At 65.7% G+C, this 25,019-nt stretch carries 18 protein-coding genes and 1 riboswitch; of the genes, 8 read left to right on the top strand and 10 right to left on the bottom strand.

The features are described from left to right. The 6 genes from AC3WJE_RS02000 to ahcY form a co-directional block, all read right to left on the bottom strand. The gene (locus AC3WJE_RS02000) at positions 1 to 705 is read right to left on the bottom strand and encodes a DUF4097 family beta strand repeat-containing protein (RefSeq protein WP_493729100.1); all 705 of its coding nucleotides are present in this window, start codon (positions 703 to 705) and stop codon (positions 1 to 3) included. 208 nt (positions 706 to 913) lie between these two features. Next, a complete protein-coding gene (locus AC3WJE_RS01995; protein ID WP_493729099.1) occupies positions 914 to 2,680 on the bottom strand; it encodes a CocE/NonD family hydrolase in 1,767 nt (588 codons plus the stop codon). A gap of 96 nt (positions 2,681 to 2,776) precedes the next feature. Next, positions 2,777 to 3,916, bottom strand: a complete 1,140-nt coding sequence (locus AC3WJE_RS01990; protein ID WP_493729098.1) for a helix-turn-helix domain-containing protein — start codon at positions 3,914 to 3,916, stop codon at positions 2,777 to 2,779. A gap of 297 nt (positions 3,917 to 4,213) precedes the next feature. After that, the gene (locus AC3WJE_RS01985; RefSeq protein WP_493729097.1) at positions 4,214 to 4,438 is read right to left on the bottom strand and encodes a CGNR zinc finger domain-containing protein; all 225 of its coding nucleotides are present in this window, start codon (positions 4,436 to 4,438) and stop codon (positions 4,214 to 4,216) included. A 95-nt stretch (positions 4,439 to 4,533) separates the two neighbouring features. Then, positions 4,534 to 4,977: a ribonuclease domain-containing protein gene (locus tag AC3WJE_RS01980; protein ID WP_493729096.1), complete on the bottom strand. Its 444-nt coding sequence runs from the start codon at positions 4,975 to 4,977 to the stop codon at positions 4,534 to 4,536. Positions 4,978 to 5,230: 253 nt separating this feature from the next. Beyond that, entirely contained in the window at positions 5,231 to 6,676 is a 1,446-nt protein-coding gene (ahcY, locus tag AC3WJE_RS01975) for an adenosylhomocysteinase (RefSeq protein WP_493729095.1), read from the bottom strand. A 36-nt stretch (positions 6,677 to 6,712) separates the two neighbouring features. Continuing rightward, positions 6,713 to 6,804, bottom strand: a riboswitch (S-adenosyl-L-homocysteine riboswitch). 350 nt (positions 6,805 to 7,154) lie between these two features. Between ahcY and ppc the strand changes: the two genes are divergently transcribed. From ppc to AC3WJE_RS01945, 6 genes are all read left to right on the top strand, one after another. Continuing rightward, a complete protein-coding gene (gene ppc / locus AC3WJE_RS01970) occupies positions 7,155 to 9,869 on the top strand; it encodes a phosphoenolpyruvate carboxylase (RefSeq protein WP_493729094.1) in 2,715 nt (904 codons plus the stop codon). 170 nt (positions 9,870 to 10,039) lie between these two features. Continuing rightward, positions 10,040 to 10,627, top strand: coding sequence for a TetR/AcrR family transcriptional regulator (locus tag AC3WJE_RS01965; RefSeq protein WP_493729093.1), 588 nt, complete (start codon positions 10,040 to 10,042; stop codon positions 10,625 to 10,627). Continuing rightward, positions 10,624 to 11,643 (top strand): Lnb N-terminal periplasmic domain-containing protein, encoded by a 1,020-nt coding sequence (locus AC3WJE_RS01960; RefSeq protein WP_493729092.1) that lies wholly within the window; start codon positions 10,624 to 10,626, stop codon positions 11,641 to 11,643. The genes AC3WJE_RS01965 and AC3WJE_RS01960 overlap by 4 nt, the downstream gene beginning before the upstream one ends. Continuing rightward, positions 11,640 to 13,580, top strand: a complete 1,941-nt coding sequence (locus AC3WJE_RS01955; RefSeq protein WP_493729091.1) for an esterase/lipase family protein — start codon at positions 11,640 to 11,642, stop codon at positions 13,578 to 13,580. Before AC3WJE_RS01960 ends, AC3WJE_RS01955 begins: the two co-directional genes overlap by 4 nt. Before the next feature lie 245 nt (positions 13,581 to 13,825). Continuing rightward, positions 13,826 to 16,609 carry a TonB-dependent receptor gene (locus tag AC3WJE_RS01950; protein WP_493729090.1) on the top strand — a complete coding sequence of 928 codons (2,784 nt, stop codon included), beginning with the start codon at positions 13,826 to 13,828 and terminating at the stop codon, positions 16,607 to 16,609. Between the two features lie 7 nt (positions 16,610 to 16,616). Continuing rightward, positions 16,617 to 17,864 carry a histidine-type phosphatase gene (locus AC3WJE_RS01945; RefSeq protein WP_493729089.1) on the top strand — a complete coding sequence of 416 codons (1,248 nt, stop codon included), beginning with the start codon at positions 16,617 to 16,619 and terminating at the stop codon, positions 17,862 to 17,864. A gap of 29 nt (positions 17,865 to 17,893) precedes the next feature. Here AC3WJE_RS01945 and AC3WJE_RS01940 read toward each other — a convergent pair whose 3' ends face one another. From AC3WJE_RS01940 to metK, 4 genes are all read right to left on the bottom strand, one after another. After that, on the bottom strand, positions 17,894 to 18,178 hold the full coding sequence (locus AC3WJE_RS01940; protein ID WP_493729088.1) for a hypothetical protein: 285 nt from the start codon (positions 18,176 to 18,178) through the stop codon (positions 17,894 to 17,896). A 482-nt stretch (positions 18,179 to 18,660) separates the two neighbouring features. After that, positions 18,661 to 19,173, bottom strand: a complete 513-nt coding sequence (locus AC3WJE_RS01935) for an acyl-CoA thioesterase (protein WP_493729087.1) — start codon at positions 19,171 to 19,173, stop codon at positions 18,661 to 18,663. Between the two features lie 536 nt (positions 19,174 to 19,709). After that, positions 19,710 to 20,618, bottom strand: a complete 909-nt coding sequence (locus AC3WJE_RS01930; protein ID WP_493729086.1) for a ketopantoate reductase family protein — start codon at positions 20,616 to 20,618, stop codon at positions 19,710 to 19,712. Between the two features lie 115 nt (positions 20,619 to 20,733). Continuing rightward, positions 20,734 to 21,945 (bottom strand): methionine adenosyltransferase, encoded by a 1,212-nt coding sequence (gene metK / locus AC3WJE_RS01925; RefSeq protein ID WP_493729085.1) that lies wholly within the window; start codon positions 21,943 to 21,945, stop codon positions 20,734 to 20,736. A 204-nt stretch (positions 21,946 to 22,149) separates the two neighbouring features. Here metK and olsF point away from each other — a divergent pair, with 204 nt between their 5' ends. Both olsF and AC3WJE_RS01915 read left to right on the top strand, forming a co-directional pair. Next, positions 22,150 to 23,865, top strand: coding sequence for a bifunctional ornithine lipid synthase OlsF (gene olsF, locus AC3WJE_RS01920; protein ID WP_493729084.1), 1,716 nt, complete (start codon positions 22,150 to 22,152; stop codon positions 23,863 to 23,865). Further along, complete coding sequence (locus AC3WJE_RS01915) at positions 23,862 to 24,680, top strand: UDP-2,3-diacylglucosamine diphosphatase (protein WP_493729083.1); 819 nt, start codon at positions 23,862 to 23,864, stop codon at positions 24,678 to 24,680. Before olsF ends, AC3WJE_RS01915 begins: the two co-directional genes overlap by 4 nt. The last annotated feature ends 339 nt before the right edge of the window (positions 24,681 to 25,019 follow it).

Raw genomic sequence — 25,019 nt, 5'->3', positions numbered from 1 at the left:
TCAGTTCTTCGGCGTGCTGGGCGTCGAGTACGGGATGGCGGTGGCGCCGGTGATCTTGCCGGTCCTGGCGGTGCTGTGTACGTAGAGCTTGACCGGCAGTTCGAAATCCAGCGGTCCGTCCACCACGGCATTGGGGCCGATTACCACGCGCGGCGGGCGCGGAAGCTTGCTGTAGAACGGCTTCTTGAGATGCACGCGGCCTTTGACGTGCGATCCGATGCCCACGGTGACGTCGCTGCTGACGAAGGTGATGTCACCGTCCACCTCGGTTTGCACCAGGCCGATGTCGCCGCTGACCGAGGTGACGTCGCCGCCGACCTTTCCGCCGTGATCGACGAAGATGTTGCTGCTGACCGTGGTCAGGCCGCCATCGACCACCACGTTGCGGCCCAGGGTGAGGTTGCCACTGACGCTTTCCAGCTTGCCGGTCGTGCTGTTGTCGGCGATCTTGAAATCGCCGCTGGTGCTGCTGGCCTTGCCGATCTTGGCACCTGCGTCGATGGTGATATCGCCGCTGACGGAGTTGACCTTCCTGGCCTTGACGTTGCTGGCCACGTGGATGTCGCCGCTGACCGTGGACAGTTCGCCGTACTTCTGCCCGGCCTGCGTCTCCACGTTGTCGGAGATCTTGCTCAGGTCTTGCTGGGCGAAGGCGGGTACGGCGGCCAGCAGGGCCAGCCACAGGATGGATCGCGGTGCGTGCATGCTGAATACCCTCTGCGATGAATGAGCGGGCCTTGCCTGGAGCAGCCCTTGCCGAGCATGGCACCACGCTTGGCCGGCATCGGGCACCTGCCTGAAGTCACTAGGAGGTTCGTGGGATCCCGTGATGCATGAGCGCCGGGCATGTCCTGCCCGGAGCGGGGCCCATGAAACCGATCGTCTGAACCGGTGCGCCCAAGCGGGCCTCGGCTCACGGTTTCGCGGATGCGGCAATCGGCACATGCAACGCACTCGGATGGTCGGCATCGTGGTGCAACTCCACCATCACCGTGCGCGCCTGTACCGAGGTTTCCTGCGCGACCACGCCGCCCGCGTTGTAGTTGCGCTCGAACAGCGTGCCGGTGCCGGGTGCGACGATCAGGCGTAGCCGGCTGCCGCGTTCAAGGCGGCGGGCGATGAACTGGAAGCGGTCGAAGACGTAGCGCTCGGCGATGCCTTTTTCGACGGGCCTGGCCTCGCGCAGGCTTTCGCGATAGCGGGCGCGGACCTGGTCGTAGCCGAGGAAGGTGGCGGTCCCGTTCGGGTGGATCTCGTACAACCATGCGGTGATGTCGGTATCGGGTTGATCCAGCGACAGCCATGCTTCGAAGCGGAAGAAGCCGGCGATCTCCGTTGGCGTTTCAAAGGGAGCGCTGTGATAGAGCAGCAGTTGCCGGTCCCGCGCCTGCATCGCCATGCTCTGGTCGGAGATGGAGCGCGGGTCGATCAGGTTCGGTTGCGCTCCAGGTAGGCGCGGGTCGAAGACGTAGCGGTCCGGCTCGCTGTCCTGACGCGGTGCGTCCGCATCCAGCCGTCCCGAGGCGAATACATCGTTGGCGCGGCCACCTTCGGAGTTCAGATACAAGGGGCGGCTCTCGCTGGTGATCTGCTCCAGCGTATCGGCGTATCGCCATTCGTCGGCACCCTCGCCGAGCACGTAGTAGGCCACGCGCTTGCGCAGGAACTCGGGTTTCGCGCCGTCCCGGAGTGTCCAGTCGTACCAGGCTTTGTGCAGCGCGTTGAGGTCCAGCAGGCTGGCGGCACCGAAATCGACACCGGCGATCTCACGCCTGGGTGTGCGGGTGCCGGCGTGATCCCACGGGCCGATCACCAGATAGTGCCGGGCCTTCGCCGCAGTGGATGCACCGCGCATATGCGCCCGGTAGTAGGCGAGTGCATCGTTGCCGAAGTCGTACTGCCCGGTGATGGTGAGGATGGGCAGATCGATCGCGGCGAACTCGGCTGCGGTGGGAACAAAGCCGTCCCAATACGCATCCAGTGCGGGATGCTGCAGCCAGCGCTGGAAGATGGCATCTGCCCGCCCCAGGCCGAGATCGAACTGCACGAATGGGCGATGCGAGTCCTGCAACTCCATCAATCGCGTCTGCCAGAAGCTGTTGTCGCCGAAGATCGCATCCTGCGCTGTGTGGTCGCGGGTGAAGGTCAGCCACATCAGCGCGTAAGTCATGAAGATGTTGTTGCGCATGGGAAAGTCCAGCCCCGGCCATGGCGCCGCGGCGGGCACGATGCTGCGCAGCGCCGGTTGCCGCCACTTGGCCGCAAGCCACTGGTTGTAGCCGGCGTAGGAGCCGCCCCACATCGCGATACGGCCGCCGCAGTACGGTTGCCTGGCCAGCCAGTCGACCACGTCGCGCACGTCCTCGACCTCCTGCCGCATGGGGTCGAACTCGCCTTCGGAGTTGCCACGGCCGCGCGCATCGATGGTGAGAAAGGCATAGCCATGGGCCGAAAAGTATTGGCCGCGCTCGTGGTAGGTCTGGGCGATGTATGGGGTCAGGGTGAACACGCAGGCTGCCGGTTGCGGATCGGCTGCGGGCCGGTACAAGGTGGCCTGCAACCGCACGCCATCGCGCAGTGGAATCCTGACGCCCCACTCGAAGCGCGGCGGATCGCTCTGCGCGGCCCATGCCGTCACACTCATTCCCAGCCATAGTCCCCACCACAACGCGATGCGCATCATCTCCGTGCTCCCGTTCGAAGCCGGTGGATGCCGGCAAGCGGGAGGATGACCGGATGTACATGGTGCGACGTCCGAGCGAATGGGATCGGACGCTCAGGCGGGCACCTCGGACGCTTCGATACGCTCACGTTCGCGGAACTGACGCGGCGTGAGGCCGGTACCGCGACGGAACGCCGCGTTGAAGGTCGACTTGCTGCCGAAGCCGCAGGCCATCGCGATCTCCAGCACGGTCCTGCGATCGGCCGGATCGGCCAGGCAGCGGCGTGCGGCCTCGACGCGGAACCCATTCACGAACTCGAAGAAGTTCTGCTTCAGGTGCAGGTTCAACGCCTGCGAGATGTAGGCCGGCGGCCACCCGCTGAGCCGGCTGAGCGTGGCAAGGTCGAAGCCTGCGTCCACATGCGGTTGGCGCTCCTGCATCAAGGTGATGAGGTCGGTGGCGATCCGTGCGCGGCCGTCCTCATCGAGCGCCGACTTCGCATAGCGGACGCTGGGTGATGGACCGTCGCCGAACTGCACGGGCAGCGTGTCCGCGATCCGTTGCCGCAGGCGCGGCCAGCCGAGCAGGACGGTGGCGATCACCAGGGTCAGGCCGGCATTGGCCAGTTCGCGTTCCACACCGAGCGAGGCCACGACGAATCGTTTTGCGCCCATCAGCAGCCAGAGCGCGAGCATCACCAACGTGAGTGTGCGCAACGCTTGAGTAGATCGGGTGTCGATCGCGCCATTGGCCTGCCCCGCGTCCGGCACAAGGCGACAGGCGAGCAGCGCGGCGCCGGCAAAGTAGGGCAACCCCTGCACAGCCCATGCGTGGTAAGCGAAGAGGACAGCCGTCGCGCCCGCAGGATGCTGTTCGAAGCCGGGCCACGTGGCATTGGCCAACTCCACCACCAGCGCGACCAGGAGCGGCAGCACATGCCAGGCATTCTCGCGACGCCAAGCTGTGCGTTGCGATACCAGTGAGGTCACGTAGACATGGAAGAGTGGGCCGAGCAGGTAACAGGCCGGCACCCCGATCACGTGGATCCATCGCACCTCCGCCGGGGAAAGCCACAGCTGCCAGCCGACCAGCGACAACGTCGACAGGTTGGTCAGCGTCACGCACGCGAGGAAGATCAGCAACGAGACCTGACTGCGTCCGCGCTTGCCGGTCATTTCGCCCGCTGTGATCCACGCGCCCGCAGCGGCCAGGATCGTGCAACCAACAAGTTCGAGTATCGAGATCGGGGTCATGACGTTCGCACCGTTGAGATCACCGTGAAAGCAGCCACCGCGAAGGAGACGTGGGTCGAATCCTTATCGCGAATCTGACCTGGATGGAAACATGTCGTCCCACAGTGAGCCAGGGTCGGCACAGCATGGCATCCGGTTATCACATGACCCCGCTGATGCTTTTCGAGCTCGTCGATTTCGATGTCATACGCGATCCGGAGGTATTGGACCACTGCCCGCTGCCGCGCACGATGCGAGTGGCGGTTCTATTCCAAGATGTGGTGGCGATCGTTGACCAACGGGTCGTTGCGCGCTGGGTTACAGCGCTTCGCGCTTGCGCCGGCGAAACTCGGCGACCTTGTGGCGGTTGCCGCAGGCGGTCATCGAGCACCAGCGGCGGTCGCCGGAGCGGGAGGTATCGAGGAACAGGATCGCGCAGCCGTCGCCTTCGCATTGCTGGATGCGCTCGGCGCTCTCGCCTCCCAGCAGGGCAATCGCTTCGCGTGCGACATAGGCCAGTAGCGAGTCGGCATCGCCGCGCAAACATTGGAGCCGGTGGGAAGCACGTCCGGATACACAACGGGCGCCTTGCGGCGCCCGTTGTGTTTTCCGTCGCGATCTAGCGACTTGCGTCCTGATCAGATAGCGCAGAACGATTGGTAGTGATCGGCCGAGTAGTAGCGCTGTTCGACGACCTGCTTTTTCTTGCCTTCGGTCACCAGGAAAACCAGCCGGTAGGTGCCGGCGGGACCGCCGGATTGCTGGCGTGCCTTGCCTTCGTAGTACTGCTGGCCGCGGCCTGCGCCAGGCAGGCGGTTTTCGTTGTTCCCGAAGACCTGCGCATCGACGTCGGTAGCGCCGCACGCGCTGATCGGGTTCTCCATGGTGATGCAATAGGCCAGCGTCCTTTCGGCATCACGGACATAGGTAGGTAACGTTCCGCACGCCGGCAGCTTGGCCGCGGCTGCGACGAACGGGGTGAGCGACAGCATGAGTACGGCAATGATGAGCGGGGTGCCACGCATGATGGTTCTCCTTGGGATGCTGCAGTTGAGGTCGGTGATCGCCTCGGTCACGTCCATGGATACTCTCGACGTGGCGGGGAGTCGCCGATGCGTGGTGGGAGGCATCGGCGTGGAGCGGAGTAAAACGCATCCGTGCAGGCATGTGAGGCGTGTCCTGGCAGGTTGCAACAACGGGTAAAGAACTCGGCAGTTCTGTCCGCATGGCGCGTACTGTCGCCGCATCGAATGCGATGCACGGCGTGCGTCGAGGCCTATAACGAAGACGGGCGCCTTGCGGCGCCCGTCGTGGTATCGGCAGGAGTCGTGCCGATCAGTAGCGGTAATGCTCCGGCTTGAACGGGCCGTCGACCGGCACGCCCAGGTAGTCGGCCTGTTCGGTGCTCAGCTTGGTCAGCTTCACGCCGATCTTTTCCAGGTGCAGGCGCGCGACTTCCTCGTCGAGCTTCTTCGGCAGGCGGTACACGGTCTTCTCGTAGACGTCCTTGTTCTGCCACAGGTCGATCTGTGCCAGCGTCTGGTTGGAGAAGCTGTTGGACATCACGAACGAGGGATGGCCGGTGGCGCAGCCGAGGTTGACCAGGCGGCCTTCGGCCAGCAGGAAGATCGCGTTGCCATTGGCGAACACGTACTTGTCCACCTGCGGCTTGATGTTGATCTTCTGCACGCCGGCATAGGCGTTCAGCGCATCGACCTGGATCTCGTTGTCGAAGTGGCCGATGTTGCAGACGATGGCCTGGTCCTTCATCGCGCTCAGGTGCTCGATGCGGATGATGTCCTTGTTGCCGGTGGTGGTGACGTAGATGTCGGCTGTGCCCAGGGTGTCTTCGATGGTGGTGACCTCGAAGCCTTCCATCGCCGCCTGCAGTGCGCAGATCGGATCGATCTCGGTGACGATCACGCGCGCGCCGTAGGCACGCAGCGAGGAGGCGCAGCCCTTGCCGACGTCGCCGTAACCGCACACCACCGCGACCTTGCCGGCCAGCATCACGTCCAGCGCGCGCTTGAGGCCGTCGGCCAGCGACTCGCGGCAACCGTACAGGTTGTCGAACTTGCTCTTGGTCACCGAGTCGTTGACGTTGATCGCCGGCACCAGCAGCTTGCCGGCCTCGGCGATCTGGTACAGGCGGTGCACGCCGGTGGTGGTCTCTTCGGACACGCCCTTCCAGTCCTTGACCACGCGGGTCCAGTAGCCGGGGCGCTCGACGGCCACGCGCTTGAGCAGGTTCTTGATGACCTGCTCCTCATGCGAGGAGGCCGGTTCATCGACCCACTTGGCGCCGTTTTCCAGCTCGTAGCCCTTGTGGATCAGCAGGGTGACGTCGCCGCCGTCGTCCACCACCAGCTCCGGTCCGGTCAGGGTGCCGTCGGCCAGGGTGAAGGTCAGTGCGTCGAGGGTGCAGTCCCAGTATTCCTCCAGCGTCTCGCCCTTCCAGGCGAACACGGGGGTGCCGGTGGCGGCGATCGCGGCGGCGGCGTGGTCCTGGGTCGAGAAGATGTTGCACGAGGCCCAGCGCACGTCGGCGCCGATGTCCTTGAGGGTCTCGATCAGCACCGCGGTCTGGATGGTCATGTGCAGCGAGCCGGTCACGCGCACGCCCTTGAGCGGCAGGGTGGCGGCGTACTGGCGGCGGATCGACATCAGGCCCGGCATCTCGTGCTCGGCGATGTCCAGCTCCTTGCGACCCCAGTCGGCGAGGCCGATGTCGGCGATCTTGTATTCGCCTTCGGTCGAGAAGATCTTGGCTACAGCATTCATGGTATGGCTCCGGTAAGGGCAGGTGGGGAACCTGCTCGTTTCCGGGCGCCGTTGTGTGGTGGACCTCCGTCGAGCCTGGCCGGAAGCGGAAGAACCCGCCATGCCCGGTCGCAGCGCCCCTCGACGGGGGATGGCGATTATATCGCGGGGCCTGCGGCGGGGCTGAATCTGCGGATCGGCTTGGGGTGCGGCATTGGGCACTCGTAGGAGCGGCTTCAGCCGCGAGGGCGTTCATGCAGGTCCCTCTGCAAGAGCCCGCACATCCATGTGCGGGGGGGCAAAGGGGGAACGCCTTCGCGGCTAAAGCCGCTCCTACGAGGGCCTTGAAGGCGTCGAATCCATTCCTTTCAGGTCCGATCGCATGCATTGCGGGAATGGCTTATGCGACAGCAGCGGACAACCTCGCCGATGGTTGCAAAAGCGAGCTTTCGCTTCGGTTAGGCTTGGACTGAATCCCCACTGTCTGATCCGTATCGCAATGAACGAGTACCGCAGCAGTCTGATCTTCGCCACACCCGATATTCCGCTGCGCGACGACGTGCGCAAGCTTGGCGCGCTGGTGGGCGATCTGCTGGCCGAACAGGTGTCGGATGCCTTCCTGGGCGAGATCGAGCAGATCCGGACCACCGCGATCGCACGGCGCGAGCGCGATACCCCGCCGGACTCGTTGAGCGCGCTGCTGGACACGCGCGAGCCGCGCGATGCCGAGTCGCTGGTGCGTGCGTTCAGTACCTATTTCCAGGTGGTCAACATCGCCGAGCGGGTGCACCGCATCCGCCGTCGTCGCGATTACCAGCGCAGCGGCGCCGGCACGCCGCAGCCGGACGGTCTGCACGACGCGCTGCGCCGGCTCAAGGCGCAGGGCGTGACGCGGGAGGAATTGAGCGACTGGCTGCCGCGCATCGACATCGAACCGGTGTTCACCGCGCATCCGACCGAGGCGGTGCGTCGCGCGCTGCTGGAGAAGGAACAGCTGATGGTCGCCAGCCTGATCGACAACCTCGACGGCATGCGCACGCCGGGCGAACAGGCGGTGGACGAGGCGCGCTTCCGCATGGCGTTGACGGCGGCGTGGCAGACCGCCGATTCCTCGCCGGTGCGCCCGAGTGTGGAGGACGAGCGCGAGCACGTCGGCTTCTACCTGACCCAGGTGCTGTACCGGGTGATCCCGGCGCTGTACGAGACGCTGGAACACGCGATCGAGGAAACCTGGGGCAGCGCGCTAGCGTTGCCGCGATTGCTGCGCTTCGGCACCTGGGTCGGCGGCGACATGGACGGCAATCCGAACGTGGATGCCAGGACCGTCACCGCCACGCTCGACGCGCAACGTCGTGCGGTGCTCGATCGCTATCTCAAGGAACTGTGGCAACTGGCGAGCCTGCTCAGTCAGTCGACCACGCTGGTGTCGGTCAGCGACGCGCTGCACGCGCGGCTGGCCGAATACCAGACCGCCTTGCCCGAGGCGGCCAAGCGCTCGCGCCCGCGCCACGGCGACATGCCGTACCGGCTGCTCAACGACCTGATGCGCGCGAAGTTGCAGGCCACGCTCGACGATGCACCCGGTGCCTACGCCTCACCGGCCGAGTTCGAGCAGGACATCCAGCTGATCCTCGACAGCCTGAAGGCCAACAAGGGCCTGCATGCCGGCTGGTTCGCGGTGCGCCGGCTGTTGTGGCGGGTGCGCACGTTCGGTTTCCATCTGGCGCGGCTGGATGTGCGCCAGGAGTCGAGCGTGCATGCGCGCGCGGTGGCGACGGCCCTCGGCGACGAGGCCTGGGAGTCGAAGGATTACGCCGAACGTGCGAGCGTGCTGCAGCCGTTCGCGGCCGGCGAGACCACGCTGCCGACGGTCAGCGACGACGGCAATGCGCGGCTGGACGCGGTATTCGCCGCACTCGCCGATGCCCGTCACCGCCACGGCGCCGATGCGCTTGGCAGCTACATCATCTCGATGGCGCACAACCGTGCCGACGTGCTGACCGTGCTGGCGCTGGCGCGGCGTGGCGGGCTGGTCGATGAGAGTAGCGCGGTGCCGTTGGACATCGTGCCGCTGTTCGAAACCGTGGACGACCTGCGCAGCAGCATCGCCACGCTGCACGATCTGCTCGCCGATCCGGTCTACCGCCGGCATCTGGCCGCGCGCAAGGACGTGCAGATGGTGATGCTCGGTTATTCCGACAGCGGCAAGGACGGTGGCATCGCGGCTTCGCGCTGGGGCCTGCAACGCGCGCAGGTCGAGTTGCTGGAAGCGGCCGAGCAACTCGGCATCCGCCTGACCTTCTTCCACGGCCGCGGCGGTTCGATCGTGCGCGGCGGCGGCAAGACCACCAAGGCGCTGGAAGCGGCGCCGCGCGGCAGCGTCGATGGACGCCTGCGCGTGACCGAGCAGGGCGAGGTGATCCATCGCAAGTACGGCATCCGCGCGCTGGCGCTGCGCTCGATGGAGCAGATGGCCGGCGCGGTGCTGCTGTCGAGCCTGCGTCCGCGTGCGCCGGAGCCGCGCGAGGAACAGTGGCGGGCGGTGATGGATGTGGTGGCCGATGTCAGCTCGCAGGCCTATCGTGATTTCGTCGGCGCGCCGGAGTTCATGGCGTACTTCCGCCAGGCCACGCCGATCGATGTGATCGAGCGGATGACGCTGGGCTCGCGGCCCTCGCGCCGGCTTGGCCAGAACGCGGCGCTGGGCAACCTGCGCGCGATCCCGTGGGTGTTCGCCTGGAGTCAGGCGCGTGCGGTGATCCCGGGCTGGTACGGCGTCGGCAGCGGTCTGCAGGCGGCGGTGGATGCCGGCCACGAAGACGCCCTGCGCGAGATGGCGGCCGACTGGCCATTCTTCCGCACCTTCCTCGACGACATCGCGATGGTGTTGTCCAAGGGCGACCTCAACATCGCCGAGATGTTCTCGCGGTTGTCCGGGCCGCTGCATGAGCGCTTCTTCCCGCGTATCCGCGACGAACTGGCGCTGACCAAGCGCTGGGTCAAGGACCTGACCCGGCAGCAGTCGCTGCTGCAGCACGATCCGCGCCTGGCATTGTCGATCCGCCTGCGCAATCCCTACATCGACCCGATCAGCGTGCTGCAGGTGGACCTGCTGCGACGCTGGCGCGAAACCGGCGGTGAGGACGAGGATCTGCTGCGCGCGCTGGTGGCCTGCGTCAACGGCGTCTCTCAGGGGCTGCAGAACACCGGTTGAGGCGACCGATCAGGTCTGGAGCGGGCGCCTTCCCCTGTAGGTGGGGAAGGCCGAATCCTGAATGCGTGCAGGGGTGTCCGGCGTGTGGGAGTGGGTACCAACCGACCCCCTGAATGCCTCTGACAAAAGTCACTGGCGCAACCGGACAATTTTGTCCGAGAATGCGCGCCATGACTACACCACGTACCGATGCCGCGCTGCGACGCCGGCAAATCCTCGATGCCGCCGACGATGTGTTCAGCGAACACGGCATCCATGCTCCTCTCGAACTCGTGATCGAACGTGCCGGCCTGGGCCGGGCCACGCTGTATCGCAATTTCCCGGATCGTCTCGCGCTGATGGCGGCGCTGCTGGAACGAGGCATGGATGCCTTTGCCAACGCCGCGCGCGATCTCGGTGAGCGTCCAGACGGCTTGGGTGTGCTGTTGCACGACGCCGCCGAGTACATCGCCGAGTCGGCTCCGATGCTGGATTTCTGGCGCACGATGGAGCGCGATCACCCGGCGATCGAGGGTACCGACAACCGCGCGCTGGTGATCTTCATGCCATTCGTGCGCCGTGCGATCGATGCTGGGCTGTGCCGGCCCGACGTGGACGAGGAACAGATGCTGCTGGTGATGGACATGCTGGGTGGCTGCGTGCGCGGTGCCGATGATGGAGAACGCCGTCGTCTGGCGCATCGATCGGCCGACCTGCTGATGCGCGCGCTGGGCATGTCGCCCGAGTTGTTGGCCTCGACCTCGCACGGTCACGCGTGAAGTCGGCACTGCGGCTGGCAGGGCTCTGGGTGCTGCGCGCGGCGGTGGTCGCGGCCGGCAGCTGGAGCCTGTTGTCGATGTACTTCCTGATCCGCGACGACGCCTTCCTGCGCTGGGCGACGATGGCGATCTGGGTCGGTGTCTCTGCAGCCGCGCTGTGGGGCCTGCGCCGTGGTCGCGAGAACTGGGCATTGCCGGGCATCTTCGCGCTGGCCTTCGCCGGGCTGCAGTACGGCTGGTGGACAATGCAGCCCAGCCAGGACCGCGACTGGGCCCCGGACGTCGCCGAGCGGCTGCGTCCGGAAGTGCACGGCAATCGCGTGGTGCTGCACAACGTGCGCGATTTCGACTGGCACAGCGACAACGATTACCAGATCCGCTGGCAGACCCGCGAGTACGATCTGGATCATCTGGCCAGCGCCGATCTGGCGCTGTCGTACTGGATGGGCCCGGCGATCGCGCACACGCTGGTGTCGTTCGGCTTCGATGACGGCTCGCAGGTGGTGTTCTCGCTGGAGATCCGCAAGGAGCGCGGCGAGTCGTTCTCGGCGCTGGGCGGTTTCTTCCGCACGTTCGAGGAAACCCTGGTCGCCGCCGACGAGCGCGACATCCTGCGCGTGCGCACCAATGCGCGTGGCGAGGACATGTACCTGTACCGGCTGAACATGCCGCGCGAGGCGCTGCGTGCGATGTTCCTCGGCTACGTCGAGCGTGCACGCGAGCTGGACCGCGCTCCGGAGTTCTACAACACGCTGACCAGCAACTGCACCACCATCGTGTTCGAACTGGTACGCCGGCTCGATCCCGGTCTGCCGCTGGATTGGCGCCTGCTGGCGTCCGGCTATCTGGCCGAATACGCCTTCGACCAGCATGGCCTGCTGCCGGGCTATACGTTCGACCAGCTCAGGCAAGGCGGCCACATCACCGCGCGAGCCCGCGCTGCCGATGCCGCGGCCGATTTCTCCGCGCGCATCCGTGCGGGCATGCCGCTGCGACCGGCAGCGGAGGCGCGATGAAATTCCAGGCGTTGGCAAGGTTGCTGGTAGTGGCCACCCTGCTGGCGGCGTCCGGCTGCGCGATGGTGACGGTGAAGTCGCGCGGTACCGGCGATTACGTGGCGATGACCCGCGGCGATGTGCTGACCACCGGCAAGCTCAGCGAGAGCGGTACCGAGACGCTGCGCGTGGCCGGTATCGAACCCAAACCCTGCCGCAGTGCGCCGGCGAGCTGCGTTGCGCAGCTGGATGCGGTGTCCGGTCTCGGTGACGAGCGCCGCCTCGCCACCCAGGCCGAGCTGTGGACTGTCGAGGCGATCGCGCGTGGGCGCCATGCCGGCGGCAAGGCGATGGACGATGCCACCCTGCACGCGTGGCTGGAGGCGGCACGTCACGCCTACGCGTATCTGTTCTTCACCGCGCGCACGCCGGGCGAGCGGGCTTTCGAGAACCGCCAGACCCAGGTCCGCGACTATTACAACTACGCGGTGCAGCAGGTGGTCGGCGAGGCCTTCCGGCGCTGGCGGGCGACGCCGCAGCCTCAGGACAATGGCAGCCTGCCGATCGACGGCTGGCGATTCGATACCGACCTGTCCGGCTTCCGCCTGCCCGGCGACACCCAGGTGCCGGAAGATCTGTACGACGCCAATGGCCTGCGCTTCAACGGCTTGCGCAGCACCTACCGACGCGATGGTTTCGGTGCCGAGCTGGTCGCCAAGGTGCCGCCGTCGGCGGTGGGTGATCCGACCGCACGCCTGCTCGATCCGGACGCGACAACCGACAACGACGCCGGCCAGGAAGCGGGCGAGCGCGATGCGGACTTCAGTGAGATGCCGTACGCACCGACCACCGCGCTGCTGCGTTTCCATGGCACCTCGTTGCAGGAGGTGCTGACCACCCGTCAGGTGACCCTGGTGCCGTACGACCCGTATCGCAATGCCGAGGTCGTGCTGCATGGCCAGCGCGTGCCGCTGGCGGGCAACTTCACCGCCGCCTATGGGCTGTGGCTGGCGCAGTCCGGGTTCGCGGCGCAGTCGGTGCGCTCGATGCTCGGCCGCAAGCACGGTATCGATCGGCCACACCTGTATCTGATGCAGCCTTACGATCCGGACCGGCGCATCCTGCTGATGCTGCATGGTCTGGGGTCGAGTCCGGAGGCCTGGGTCAATGTCGCCAACGAGATCATGGGCGACGAGGCACTGCGCCAGCACTACCAGATCTGGCAGGTCTATTACCCGACCAATACGCCGATCGCGTACAACCGCGCGCAGATCGAGGCGATGGTGCAGCGGACGTTGAAGCATTTCGATCCGAGCGGCCGCGCCGCGGCCTCGCAGCACATGGTGCTGATCGGGCACAGCATGGGCGGGGTGATCGGACGCTTGCTGGTGTCCTCTTCCGGCGAAACGCTGTGGCAGTCGTTGACCGCCGACCGTCGCCTGGATGGTGAGCGCGGTCAGCGCATCCGCGAGCGGCTTTCGCCGTTGCTGCATTTCGAACCGTTGCCGGAGGTGGACCGTGCGATCTTCATCGCCGCGCCGCATCGCGGCACGCCGGTAGCCGAGGGCAAGCTCGGGCGGCTGATCGGCAGGCTGATTCGTCTCCCCGTGACCCTGGTGCAGCGCTTCGGCGACGTGGTGCAGGATCTGGCCGGGCAGGACAGCAAGAGTGCGCACATCGTGCCGACCGGCATCGACAACCTGCGCGACACCGATCCGTTCATTCTTGCCAGCGAGAACCTGCCGCTCTCGCCGCGCGTGCGCTACAACACCATCATCGGCAAGGACGATGATCTGCCGCTGCTCGATTCCAGCGATGGCGTGGTGCCTTATCGCAGCGCCCATCTGGACGGTGCCGAGTCCGAGAAGGTGATCCGCTCCTGGCACAGCGTGCAGGAGACGCCGCAGGCGATCCTGGAGATCCGCCGCATCCTGCACGAGCAGATGCGGTCGGAATAGGGTGACGCGCGGCACCTTGTCGGCGCGACTGCGTCGACAACTGCAATGAAGTCGCTTTCGGTTGTGCCGGTTTCCGCACAAATGATGCTGAAAGTCACGCGCTGACAACGATGTCATGAAACTGCAAACGCGCGCTGCGAACAATGCGCGCCGTCGTCGTTCCCCGGAGCGGCGGTACCTCCTCATATCGCCTTACCCAGCATGGCCGTGGCTGCGCTGGCGGGCCCTTTCGTCCGGTATCTGTCATGCCCCATTCGCTGCACTTCCAGAATCGCCTGTCCCGGGCCATCGTCGTGGCACTGCTCGGCCTGGTGCCGGCGGCGTTCGCGCAGGCCCAGGACGCACAGGACGCGGAGACGTCCACCACGCCGGTGGCGACCAATGCCAAGACCCTGGACAAGGTCACCGTCGCTGCCACCCGCTACAACGCCACCGACATGCAGATGGCCGCCGACAACACCGCCAGCGTGCTGTCCGCCGACGACCTGAAGTACACCGCCGTGCACAACATCGCCGAAGCACTCGGCCTGATGCCCGGCGTCAGCGTGATCAACTCCGGGCAGTCCTACTTCGGCGGCATCGACGGTGCCGCGCGCGGCGAGGGCATGTTCGCCTCGGTGCGTGGTCTCAATGCCGAGTACAACGTCAACCTGATCAATGGCATCAACGTCGCGCAGGGCATGCCGTACAGCCGCAGCGTGCAACTGAGCCTGCTGCCGCCGTCCGGCCTGCAGACGATCGTGCTCAACAAGACCTCGACCGCCGCGATGGACGGCGACGCGATCGGCGGCACCATCGACTACCGCACGCCCACCGCCTTCGACTACCGCGAGGCGCAGGGCGGCAGCATCACCGCCAGTGGCCGCGTCGAGAGCCGCGCCCGCGATTACGGCGAGAACGGCCTCGGCGGCGGTCTGGCCGGCGAATACCACTTCCGTTTCGGCGACGACAACCAGTTCGGTTTCTACGCCAGCGGCTACTACGACACCCGCAGCTACGTGAACAGCGAAGTCGCCGGTGCCACCGCCGCCGGCAACGACGGTTCCTGGGAATTCGCCCGCACCACCGCCGACGGTGCGCTGGCCAGCGGCTACGACCCGCAGCAGTCGCTGATGGGCACCGGTCTCAATGTGGGCTACTCGGAAGGCACCACGCGTCGCTACGGCGGCAACGCCTCGTTCGACTGGCGCGTGGATCCGACCCTGCACCTGTATGCACGTGCCACCTACGCCTACGCCAAGACCGAACAGAACACCGGTTATTCGCAGCTGGTGCCCACCAATGTCAGCTATGTCGCCACCGGTACCAATGGCGTCTACCAGCCGTCGATCGGCAGCTACTCGGTGCGCTACTGGTACGAGACCAACCCGGAAATCGCCGACCTGGCGACGTTCCAGATCGGTGCCGACAAGCAGGCCGGCAACTGGACGTTCTCGCCGAACGTGTTCTACAGCTTCGGCGACAACGACCGCCCCGATCACATCGAAATCTCCGCGCGCACCAACCAGTATTCCAACAGCGCCAACCCGAGCTACGGCTCGACCCAGTTCCTGACCTACGACAGCGAGGGCTTCCCGATCCCGCTGCTCACCGCTGCGATGAGCGACAGGCTCAACAACATCGGTGGCCTGTATGCGCGTCGCACCGGCCAGCTGACCAAGGAATACAGCGGGCAGGACAAGGGCGGTGCCAAGTTCGACGTGCGCTACGACTTCGATCAGGGCGCGTTGCAGAACGTGCAGTTTGGCGTGAAGTACGTGGACAGCTCGCGCACCTTCACCAGCCGTGACTGGACCACCGCCAAGTACACCGACGGCACCTTGCTGGACCAGACCGGCCTGGTGGTCGGCGAGTACGACTCGGTGTATCCGGGCAAGTACGACTGGAGCACGGTCAAGCTCAGCAACTCGGCATTGAAGGCGCTGATCGCCAACAACCTGACCGCCGCCAGCTTCGACACCTGCGGCAGCCTGTACGTCAACAACTACAACTGCAACACGATGCGCGGTACCGAGGCGGTGTCCTCTGCATATGTGATGGCGAACCTGCGCTTCGGCGACCTGGAGATCATCCCCGGCCTGCGCTACGAGCACACCTCGATCCGCAACACCTACTGGGTGATGCCGGAAGATGCCGATGGCAACGAAGTCGCCGGCCACTTCGACAACAACCGCTCGCTCTACAACGAGCTGTTGCCGAGCGTATTCCTGAACTGGCGGCCGAGCGACCGCAGCGTCTACCGCGCTTCGGTGTGGACCAGCTATACGCGCCCGGCGCTCGTGCAGCTCGGCGGCGGCGTGTCCCAGGACGTTTCCGACGATGGCGTGACTACCATCACCGAGGGCAATCCGAACCTGAAGCCGATCAAGTCGATCAATCTCGACATGTCCGGCGAGTGGCAGAACGATGTCGGCGGCCATGCGATGCTCGCGTTCTACTACAAGCACCTGAGCGATTACATCTACGAGAGTGGTTCGGACGCGGCCAACGAAGGCAGCTTCGGCGACGGGGCCATCATCTACAAGCGTCCGCAGAACGGCGGCGACGGCAAGGTCTACGGCATGGAGATGGCATTGCGTCAGCGCTTCCAGGGCCTGCCGCCGCTGCTCGACGGCCTTGGCGTCAGCGTCAACGCCACCCGCCAGAGCACCCGCGTCGATCTCGGCATGGATGGTTTCCACGATGAGCGCATCCAGAACGCGCCGGACCTGATGGCCAATGCCGAGCTGTTCTACGACCACGGCCCGCTGTCGGTGAACCTGATCTACCACTACTCCGGCGAGTTCATCTCGGCCTACGACTACCTGCGCCAGGGCGCGAAGTGGGACGACCTGTGGGTCAAGCCGAGTTCGCGCGTCGACCTGCATGTCGGCTATGCCTTCGGCGAGCGCTGGCGCGCCGACCTGTCGGTGTCGAACTTGACCAAGCGTGTCAGCTACTGGGCACACGTCGGCCACAACAGCACGGCGCTGTCGGATATCGTCGATTCCGGGATGACCAGCCTGTTGACCGTCAAATATGCGTTCTGAGCGTGACTTGACGCGACTGCGCCGCTATCGCGGCGTGGTCGCGGTGTTGTTGTCGTTCTGCCTCGTGCCGTCGCTGGCGTGGGGCGGTGCGATGGATGATGGCCTGCAGTTGGAACGCGTCGTGCTGGTGGTCCGGCACGGCGTGCGCGCACCGCTCGATGGCGAGGCCGCTGCGGCGCGTTTTGCCGATGCGCCGTGGCCGCACTGGGATACACCGGCCAGCCTGTTGACCCCGCACGGTCGCGAGGGTGTGCGGCTCAGTGGTGTCTATCTGCGGCAATGGCTGCAGCAGGCGGGTGTGTTGCCGGCGCAGGGCTGTCCGGCGAAGGGGGCGGTCGCGATCTGGGCCAACACCGACGCGCGCACGATCGATAGTGGCCAGTTGCTGGCCGATGCGTTGGCGCCGGGTTGCGGCATCGTTGCCGGTCATCGTGAAGCGGGCAGCAATGATCCGTTGTTCCGCCCGGTCGAGGCGGGCGCGGTGGCGTTCGATGCGAAGGCCGCGGTTGCCTCGATCCTGCGCGAGAACGGCGGTCCGGCTGCGCTGGTGGCCGCGCATCGCGATGAGCTTGAGTCGATGCAGGCGCTGCTGGGGTGTGCGGCGGACTGCAACTTCGCGACGATGCCTTCGACATTGGCGCCATCGGAGAACGGTCGTGGCCTGTCGCTACAGGGCCCGGTCGATCTGACGTCGGGGACGGGCGAGGTGTTCCTGCTGCAGTACGCCGAGGGGCTGCCGCTCGATCAGGTGGCCTGGGGCCGTGCCACGCCGCAGCGGCTGGAAGCGGCATCGCGCCTGCATGCGTTGCTGTTCGATGTCTATGCGCGTCCGCGCTACATGGCCTCGCGGGCTGGCGTGCCGCTGGCGCATGAGGTTCTGGAGCGGCTGGACCGGAAGAAAGCACCGGCGCTGTCGTTGTTCGTCGGTAGCGATACGCACATCGCTGCGCTGTCGAGTCTGCTCGGGGTGCATTTCCATCTGCCGGGTTATGGGGCGGACGATCCGCCGCCGGGTGGGATGTTGGCGATTGAGCGCTGGCGGGATCGGAAGAGTGGGGCGCGATACGTGCGTGTGGAGTATCTGGCGCAGTCGTTGGATCAGTTGCGTGATCTGCAGGTGTTGGATCTGGGGCATCCGCCGTTGCGGCAGGGGCTGGTGATTGGGGTTTGCGGTGGTGCGGTGATGTCGGTGGGGTGTCCGTTGGATGTGTTTGTTGCGGGGTTGCGGGAGGCTTCGCGGCCTGCTTTGCCGTAGGTGTGGTGGTGTGTGGATGGACTGGGCTGTCAATCCTTCGCCACGATCTCTCTATCGTCATCCCCGCGTACGCGGGGATCCATGGACGTTCGTGCAGGTGGCAGCGACCTCGTAGAGCGGAGCTTGTGCTTGCATCCCTTTTTCGGGGCTCCGCTGCTCTTGCGTTTGATTTGCTGTTTGTTGAAGGTAACAGCAACAGCAACAGCAACAGCAACGGCAACTTCAACAGCAACTTCAACATCAAAGGCTTTCGCTCCTTCGGAGCGAGTCACCTTTCTTTGCTCGTGCAAAGAAACGTAACCCAAAGAAAGCACGCCCCAGTCCTCGCGCCCTTCGCTGCGCTACGGGTGCACTGCGCCAGCGGGATTTTCTGACGCGGCATCCGTGCCGCGGCAGAAAACGACGTGCATCCATGCACGTCGCCCTTCGGGTTTTTCCCGCTGGCTCCGTCGCTGCGGATGGGGGCCCGAAGAGCAGACGGCAACAGCCAAAGCAACAGCAAAATCACGAGCCACAGCCACAGCCACAGCCACAGCCACAGCCAAAGCCAAAGCCAAAGCCAAAGCGTGAGTCACGATCCGCACTTGATCGTTGATGTGGATTCGGGTCGGGCGCACTTACTTCAAGTGCCCAACCCGTCGTCCCCGCGTAGGCGGGGACCCAGCGACTTTCGATCCAATCGGAGAGAAAACCGCTCGCCTCGTGCCTGCACGGGAGTGACCGAGAAACATTTGGCCAGGCATGTGGCCGTCGAAAGACGTTTCACAGGATTCAACATCATCCAGGATGTCGGCGACTACGCAGCAGACTCCGTCGAGGCCTCCGGCATGGCGGCCAGCAGTTCGCGTTGGCGCTGTTCCATCTCCTGGCGCAGTTGCCGGCGGATCTGCGCGGCGGCATTGCGGCGTTTTTCGCTGGAGGTCTGCGGTTCCAGCGGCGGTACCGGGGTCGGTTTGCCTTCGTCGTCGACCGCGACCATGGTGAAGAAGCAGCTGTTGGCGTGGCGCACGCTCTGTTTGAGGATGTCCTCGGCCACCACCTTGATGCCGATTTCCATCGACGAGGTGCCGGTGTAGTTCACCGAGGCCAGGAAGGTGACCAGTTCGCCGACGGCGATCGGTTCGCGGAACATCACCTGGTCCACCGACAGGGTGACGACGTAGCGGCCGGCGTAGCGGCTGGCGCAGGCGTAGGCCACCTGGTCGAGCAGGCGCAGGACCGCGCCGCCGTGGACCTTGCCGGAGAAGTTGGCCATCTCCGGTGACATCAACACGGTCATCGCCAATTGGTGGGGCTTGAATTCGGACATCGGACGCCTGCCGCAGGGGTGGGGAGCCCGCAGGCTACCTGACCAGCCCGGTATTTCGTAGAGAGGAGCGCGTGCCTCATCACCTTTTCCGGAAAGTAGCCCTGCTTTTCCGCATTGGCTTTTGATTTCGCCGTTGCCGCCGTTGCCGCTGTTGCCGCTGTTGCTGCAGTTGTTGTTGCTCGTGATTTTGCTGTTGCTATTGCTCGTGATTTTGCCTTCGCTTTTGACCTTCCCGGGCCCCCATCCGCAGCGACGAAGCCAGCGGGAATAACCCGAAGGGCGACGTGCATGGATGTGCGTCGTTTTCTGCCGCGGCATGGATGCCGCGTCAGAAAATCCCGCTGGCGCAGTGGACCCGTAGCGCAGCGGAGGGCGCGAGGACTGGGGCGTGTTTCTTTGGGTTACGTTTCTTTGCACGAGCAAAGAAAGGTAACTCGCTCCGAAGGAGCGAAAGCCTTGGCTGTTGCTCCTGCCTTCAACAGCAAATCAAATGCAACAGCAGCGGAGCAAGCTCCGCTCTACGAAACGCCAGCCCGTTAAATGTCGACACGCGTTGCAGCAGCCAGATCGTGCTGCTTGACCAGCACGTGCAGCACCCGATTGGCCGGCGTCGGGATCCCGAGTGCCTCGCCCTCACGCACGATGTGGCCGTTGATGAAGTCGATCTCGCTGGGCCTGCCGCGCGCGACGTCGCGTGCGGTGGAGGAGAGCTGGCCGGGCATGCTGCGCGAGATCGCCATGACCTCGTCCCACAGCGTTGCCGGCAGTGCGATGCCGCGTGCGCGCGCCACTGACTCGCATTCGCTGACCACGTCGCGCATTGCCGCCACCACACCGGCGTCGCGCACGAATTCACCATAGGACTGCTGGGTCAGCGCCGATATCGCGTTGTAGGCGCAGTTGATCGCCAACTTGGTCCACAGTGTTTCGATCACCCGCCCGGAGACTTCACTCGGCACCAGCGAGCGCGAAAGCAGTGCAGCGATATCCTCACTTGCGGGTGTCGGGCCAAGCACGAGTTCGCCACGGCCGTGGTGGACGACATGACCTGGGCCGGCCATGCCGGCGGCGACGTAGACCACCGCCGGAATCGCTTCGCGGCCGAGTACCCGCGACAGGCGTTCGGCATTGTCCACGCCGTTCTGCAGGCTCAGTACGTGTGTGCCCGGTGACAGGTGCGCTGCGATCGCCGCGCCGGCCGATTCGGTATCGCCGGACTTCACGCAGAACAGCACCAGCGCGCAGCCGGCGACTGCTGCCGGATCGGTCGCGGCACGCATCGGCACGAAGTCGTCGAAGCCCGCCATCTGCAGATGCAGACCATGCTGCTGCACCGCTTCAGCCAGTGCCGGGCGACCGATCAACACCACGTCGTGGCCGGCCTGGCGCAGCCGCGCGCCGAAGTAGCAGCCGACCGCGCCGGCACCCATCACTGCGATTTCCACTGACGCCTCTCCTGACATTGCGAGCGCGCCGATGATACGCGGGCATGCCGGGGGCAAAAACGCGACGGGCCGCCCGAAGGCAGCCCGTCAACCATCCCGAAGCTCGGGAAGGCGCTTACTTCAGCTTGGCATCGGCGCGCAGCGCTTCGGCCTTGTCGGTCTTTTCCCACGAGAACGCGGTCGCGGTGACGGTCTCGCCGGCGCCGTTGACGTAGCTGAACTCCTTCGGCTTGCGGCCGAAGTGACCGTAGCTGGCGGTCGGCTGGTACATCGGGTGGATCAGGTCGAGCATCTGGATGATGCCGTACGGGCGCAGGTCGAAATGCTTGCGGATCAGCTTCTCGATCTTCTCGTCCGGGATCTTGCCGGTGCCGAAGGTGGTCACCGAGATCGAGGTCGGCTCGGCCACGCCGATCGCGTAGGAGACCTGCACTTCGCAGCGGTCGGCCAGGCCAGCGGCCACGACGTTCTTGGCGACGTAGCGCGCCGCGTAGGCGGCCGAGCGGTCAACCTTGGACGGATCCTTGCCCGAGAACGCGCCACCACCGTGACGGGCCCAGCCGCCGTAGGTGTCGACGATGATCTTGCGGCCGGTCAGGCCGCAGTCGCCCACCGGGCCGCCGATCACGAACTTGCCGGTCGGGTTGATGTGGAACTTGGTGCCCTTGTGCAGCCACTTGGCCGGCAGCACCGGCTTGAGGATTTCCTCGCGCACGGCTTCGATCAGGTCCTTCTGCTTCACGCCCGGATCGTGCTGGGTCGACAGCACCACCGCGTCGATCGCGGTCGCCTTGTCGTTTTCGTAGCGCAGGGTGACCTGGCTCTTGGCGTCCGGGCGCAGCCACGGCAGCGGCGAGTTCTTCTTCTTGCGGATCTTGGCCTGCTGCTCGACCAGGCGGTGCGCCAGGTGGATCGCGGCCGGCATGTAGCTGTCGGTCTCGTTGGTGGCGTAGCCGAACATCAGGCCCTGGTCGCCAGCGCCCTGTTCTTCCGGCTTCTTGCGGTCAACGCCCTGGTTGATGTCCGGGGACTGCTTGCCGATCAGGTTCAGCACGCCGCAGGTGGCGCCGTCGAAGCCGACGTTGGAGCTGTCGTAGCCGATGTCCAGGATCACCTTGCGGGTCAACGCTTCCAGGTCGATCCAGGCGGAGGTGGTGATCTCGCCGGCAACGATCGCCACGCCGGTCTTCACCAGCGTCTCGCAGGCCACGCGGGCGCGCGTGTCCTGGACCAGGATCGCATCCAGCACCGCATCGGAAATCTGGTCGGCGATCTTGTCCGGATGGCCTTCGGAGACCGATTCGGAAGTGAACAGGTAGCTGGACATCGGGCTTATATCCCTTTATTCGGATGAAAAGATGGGGGCGCATGATACACGCGCCGGGGCAGTCTTGCATTGTGCCCTGCGCGGGGTTGTCCCGGGGTTAAGTCCAGGGCGGGCCGGGCACCGTCACGCAATTGCCTTGTCGCTGCAACATCGTCGTCGCCACCGCTCCGGAGCATGCGCACAACGGGGAACGGAGATGCCGTGATGACGTTGCTTGAGCAAACCCTGCAGCAGAGGTATCCGGGGTTGTTCAACGGGCGCAGGGCGAAACTGGTGCAGCCGCTGTTGCGCGGCTTCGGGCAGTGGTCCGGGCTGGGCCGTGCCGAACGCTTCCTGGCCGATCAGCAGCCCGGCGCGGACGCGCTGGATTTCGTGCGCGCCGGCCTGGATTTCCTGAACACCACCTGCGAAGTACAGGCGGCCGACCTGCAGCGCATCCCGCGCCAGGGCCGGGTGCTGGTGCTGGCCAACCACCCCTCCGGTGCGCGCGACGCGCTGTCGCTGCTGGAGGCGGTCGGGCGGGTGCGCCGTGACGTGTGCATCGTCGCCAACGACTGGCTGGAGGTGGTCGAACCGCTGCGCGAGCTGCTGCTGCCGGTGCGGATCCTCGGCGGGCAGCCTTCGCGCGCCAGCGTGCTGGCAGTGGAGGAGGCGCTGCGCCAGGAGCGCTGTGTGATCGTATTTCCCGCCGGTGAGGTCTCGCGACTGAGCTGGCGCGGCGTGCAGGATGGGCGCTGGCGGCGTGGCGTGCTGCGTTTCGCGCGTCGTACCGGCGCGCCGGTGCTGCCGGTATGCGTGCAGGCGCGCAATTCGGCGCTGTTCTACGGCGCCTCGGCGGTGTTCAGGCCGGCCGGCACCGCGCTGCTGGCCCGCGAGACACTGGCACACAGCCGCCCGCAGCGGGTGCAACTGCATATCGGCCAGCCGCGTCACCTGCCCGAGGACGGCAGCGACGATCAGCGCGAGCTGCACGCACTGCGTCGCGAACTGTATGCCTTGGGCAAGCTGGCCGGCGGTTGCCGTGCCGAGACGCTGGCCGAACCATTGCCGCCAAAACAGCTGGCCGAGGGGATCGCCGCACTTGATCTGCTCGGCCACACTCTCGATGGCAAGGAAGTTCGCTACGGCACTCTGGCTGCGGATGCGCCGCTGCTGCTGGAAATCGGCCGGCTGCGCGAACTGACCTTCCGCGAGGTCGGCGAGGGCACCGGCCTGTCGCGCGATCTGGACCGCTACGACGCCTGGTACGAACACATCGTGCTGTGGGACGGCGCGGCCAGCCGCATCGTCGGCGCCTACCGGGTCGCGCGCTGCGCCGGGCTGCTCGCGCAGCGCGGCCTGGCCGGGCTCTACACCGCCAGCCTGTTCGACTACGACGAGGCGATGGTGCCGCGACTGGCGCAGGCGCTGGAACTGGGCCGCAGCTTCGTGGTGCCCGATTACTGGGGCAGCCGCAGCATCGACTACCTCTGGCAGGGCATCGGTGCTTACCTGCGCCGGCATCCACGGCTGCGCTACATGGTCGGCGCGGTATCGATCAGCGCCGCGCTGCCGCCGGACGCACGTGCGCAGATCGTCGCCTACTACCGCCACTACCACGGCGATTCGATCGATGGCGCTGCGGCCAAGCGCCCGTTCGCACCCGATATCCCCAGCGCGCTGTTCGCCGAACTGGACGCGGCCACTGCCTTCCGCGTGCTCAAGGACAACCTCGACGCGCTCGGCGCGGCAGTGCCGATGCTCTACAAGCAGTACGTGGAACTGTGCGAGCCGGGTGGAGCGCGCTTCCTCGCGTTCGGCGTGGACCCGGATTTCAGCGACGCGGTCGATGGCCTGATCGAGGTCGACCTGCACCAGCTCAAACCGAAGAAGCGCGAGCGCTATCTCGGCGCTCGTCACGAAGAGGAGGCTGTCGCATGAACGTCCTGACCCTGGAGCCCGCACGACGCGCGGTGTTCATCTCCGACCTTCACCTGGGCTCGCGCCACTGCCATGCCGCTCAGGTCGCCGATTTCCTCGGTCGCCTGCGTTGCCGCACGCTCTACCTGGTCGGCGACATCGTCGATCTATGGTGGATGTCGCAGCGTCGCGCGCACTGGGATGCCGCCCACCAGCGCGTGGTCGAAGCCCTGCACGCCCTGGCCCAGGCCGGCACCGAGATCATCTACGTGCCGGGCAATCACGATCGCTCGATCCGCCGCTTCTGCGGACTGACCATGCCGATGGCGCAGGTGCGCCGCCGCGCCATCCACGTCACCGCCGACGGCCGTCGCCTGCTGGTCACGCATGGCGACGACTACGACGCGGTCACGCATTTCGGTGGCCTGCAGGAAAAACTCGGCGACTGGCTCTACTACCGCATCCTCACCGGCAACAAGCTCACCAACTACGTGCGGCGTCGGCTCGGACTGCGTTACTGGTCGCTGGCCGAATACCTCAAGCGCCAGAGCGGCGCGGCCGAGCGCTACATCGCCCGTTTCGTTGATGCCGGCCTGGCCGATGCAAGCCGGCGTGGGCTGGATGGCATCGTCTGCGGGCACATTCACCGTGCCTCGCTGCTGGAACGCGATGGCCTGGTGTATGCCAACGACGGTGATTGGGTGGAGAGCCTGACCGCGCTGTGCGAGAACCCTGACGGCACCCTGCAACTGGTCGGGCATACCGGGCAGGTGCTGGCGGAGGTCGCCCCGCGTTCGCGCCCCGGTGCCGGCCGCGCGTGGCCGCAGGTGGCCTGAACGAAAGGTGTCCGGTTGCGGCGGTTTGGCCTGCGCCGCCTGTACGAGCCTGTTCACGGTCTTCCCCGTGGTTCCCAGTTTTTTGCTCGTCATTCCCGCAAAGGCGGGAATCCATGGACTTGGTTATTACTTCCCGGTCCCATAGAGCCAACGTCCTTGGATGATCAGCCTTCGGCTGCTGAAAAGCGCTTCCCGCTTGCGCGGGAATGACGACGTTTCTGCGGCCCCCCATGAATCCGTGAAAAGGCTCTCCAGTGAGCCCAATGGAACGATCCATTTCCTGGCTGGCCCCTTGGAGCGCTTGCCGTGCTCCCTATCCTGATGGCGGACCAGGTGCGC

Source organism: Pseudomonas sp. GW821-FHT07E12, assembly GCF_058986605.1.
This window is presented reverse-complemented; position numbering and strand designations above follow the sequence as displayed.

Excerpts from the sequence above, each read along its gene's own strand:
- AC3WJE_RS02000 (WP_493729100.1), bottom strand. The coding sequence starts at position 705 with ATGCACGCACCGCGATCCATCCTGTGGCTGGCCCTGCTGGCCGCCGTA.
- AC3WJE_RS01995 (WP_493729099.1), bottom strand. The coding sequence starts at position 2,680 with ATGCGCATCGCGTTGTGGTGGGGACTATGGCTGGGAATGAGTGTGACG.
- AC3WJE_RS01990 (WP_493729098.1), bottom strand. The coding sequence starts at position 3,916 with ATGACCCCGATCTCGATACTCGAACTTGTTGGTTGCACGATCCTGGCC.
- AC3WJE_RS01980 (WP_493729096.1), bottom strand. The coding sequence starts at position 4,977 with ATGGACGTGACCGAGGCGATCACCGACCTCAACTGCAGCATCCCAAGG.
- ahcY (WP_493729095.1), bottom strand. The coding sequence starts at position 6,676 with ATGAATGCTGTAGCCAAGATCTTCTCGACCGAAGGCGAATACAAGATC.
- ppc (WP_493729094.1), top strand. The coding sequence starts at position 7,155 with ATGAACGAGTACCGCAGCAGTCTGATCTTCGCCACACCCGATATTCCG.
- AC3WJE_RS01965 (WP_493729093.1), top strand. The coding sequence starts at position 10,040 with ATGACTACACCACGTACCGATGCCGCGCTGCGACGCCGGCAAATCCTC.
- AC3WJE_RS01955 (WP_493729091.1), top strand. The coding sequence starts at position 11,640 with ATGAAATTCCAGGCGTTGGCAAGGTTGCTGGTAGTGGCCACCCTGCTG.
- AC3WJE_RS01950 (WP_493729090.1), top strand. The coding sequence starts at position 13,826 with ATGCCCCATTCGCTGCACTTCCAGAATCGCCTGTCCCGGGCCATCGTC.
- AC3WJE_RS01935 (WP_493729087.1), bottom strand. The coding sequence starts at position 19,173 with ATGTCCGAATTCAAGCCCCACCAATTGGCGATGACCGTGTTGATGTCA.
- metK (WP_493729085.1), bottom strand. The coding sequence starts at position 21,945 with ATGTCCAGCTACCTGTTCACTTCCGAATCGGTCTCCGAAGGCCATCCG.
- olsF (WP_493729084.1), top strand. The coding sequence starts at position 22,150 with ATGACGTTGCTTGAGCAAACCCTGCAGCAGAGGTATCCGGGGTTGTTC.
- AC3WJE_RS01915 (WP_493729083.1), top strand. The coding sequence starts at position 23,862 with ATGAACGTCCTGACCCTGGAGCCCGCACGACGCGCGGTGTTCATCTCC.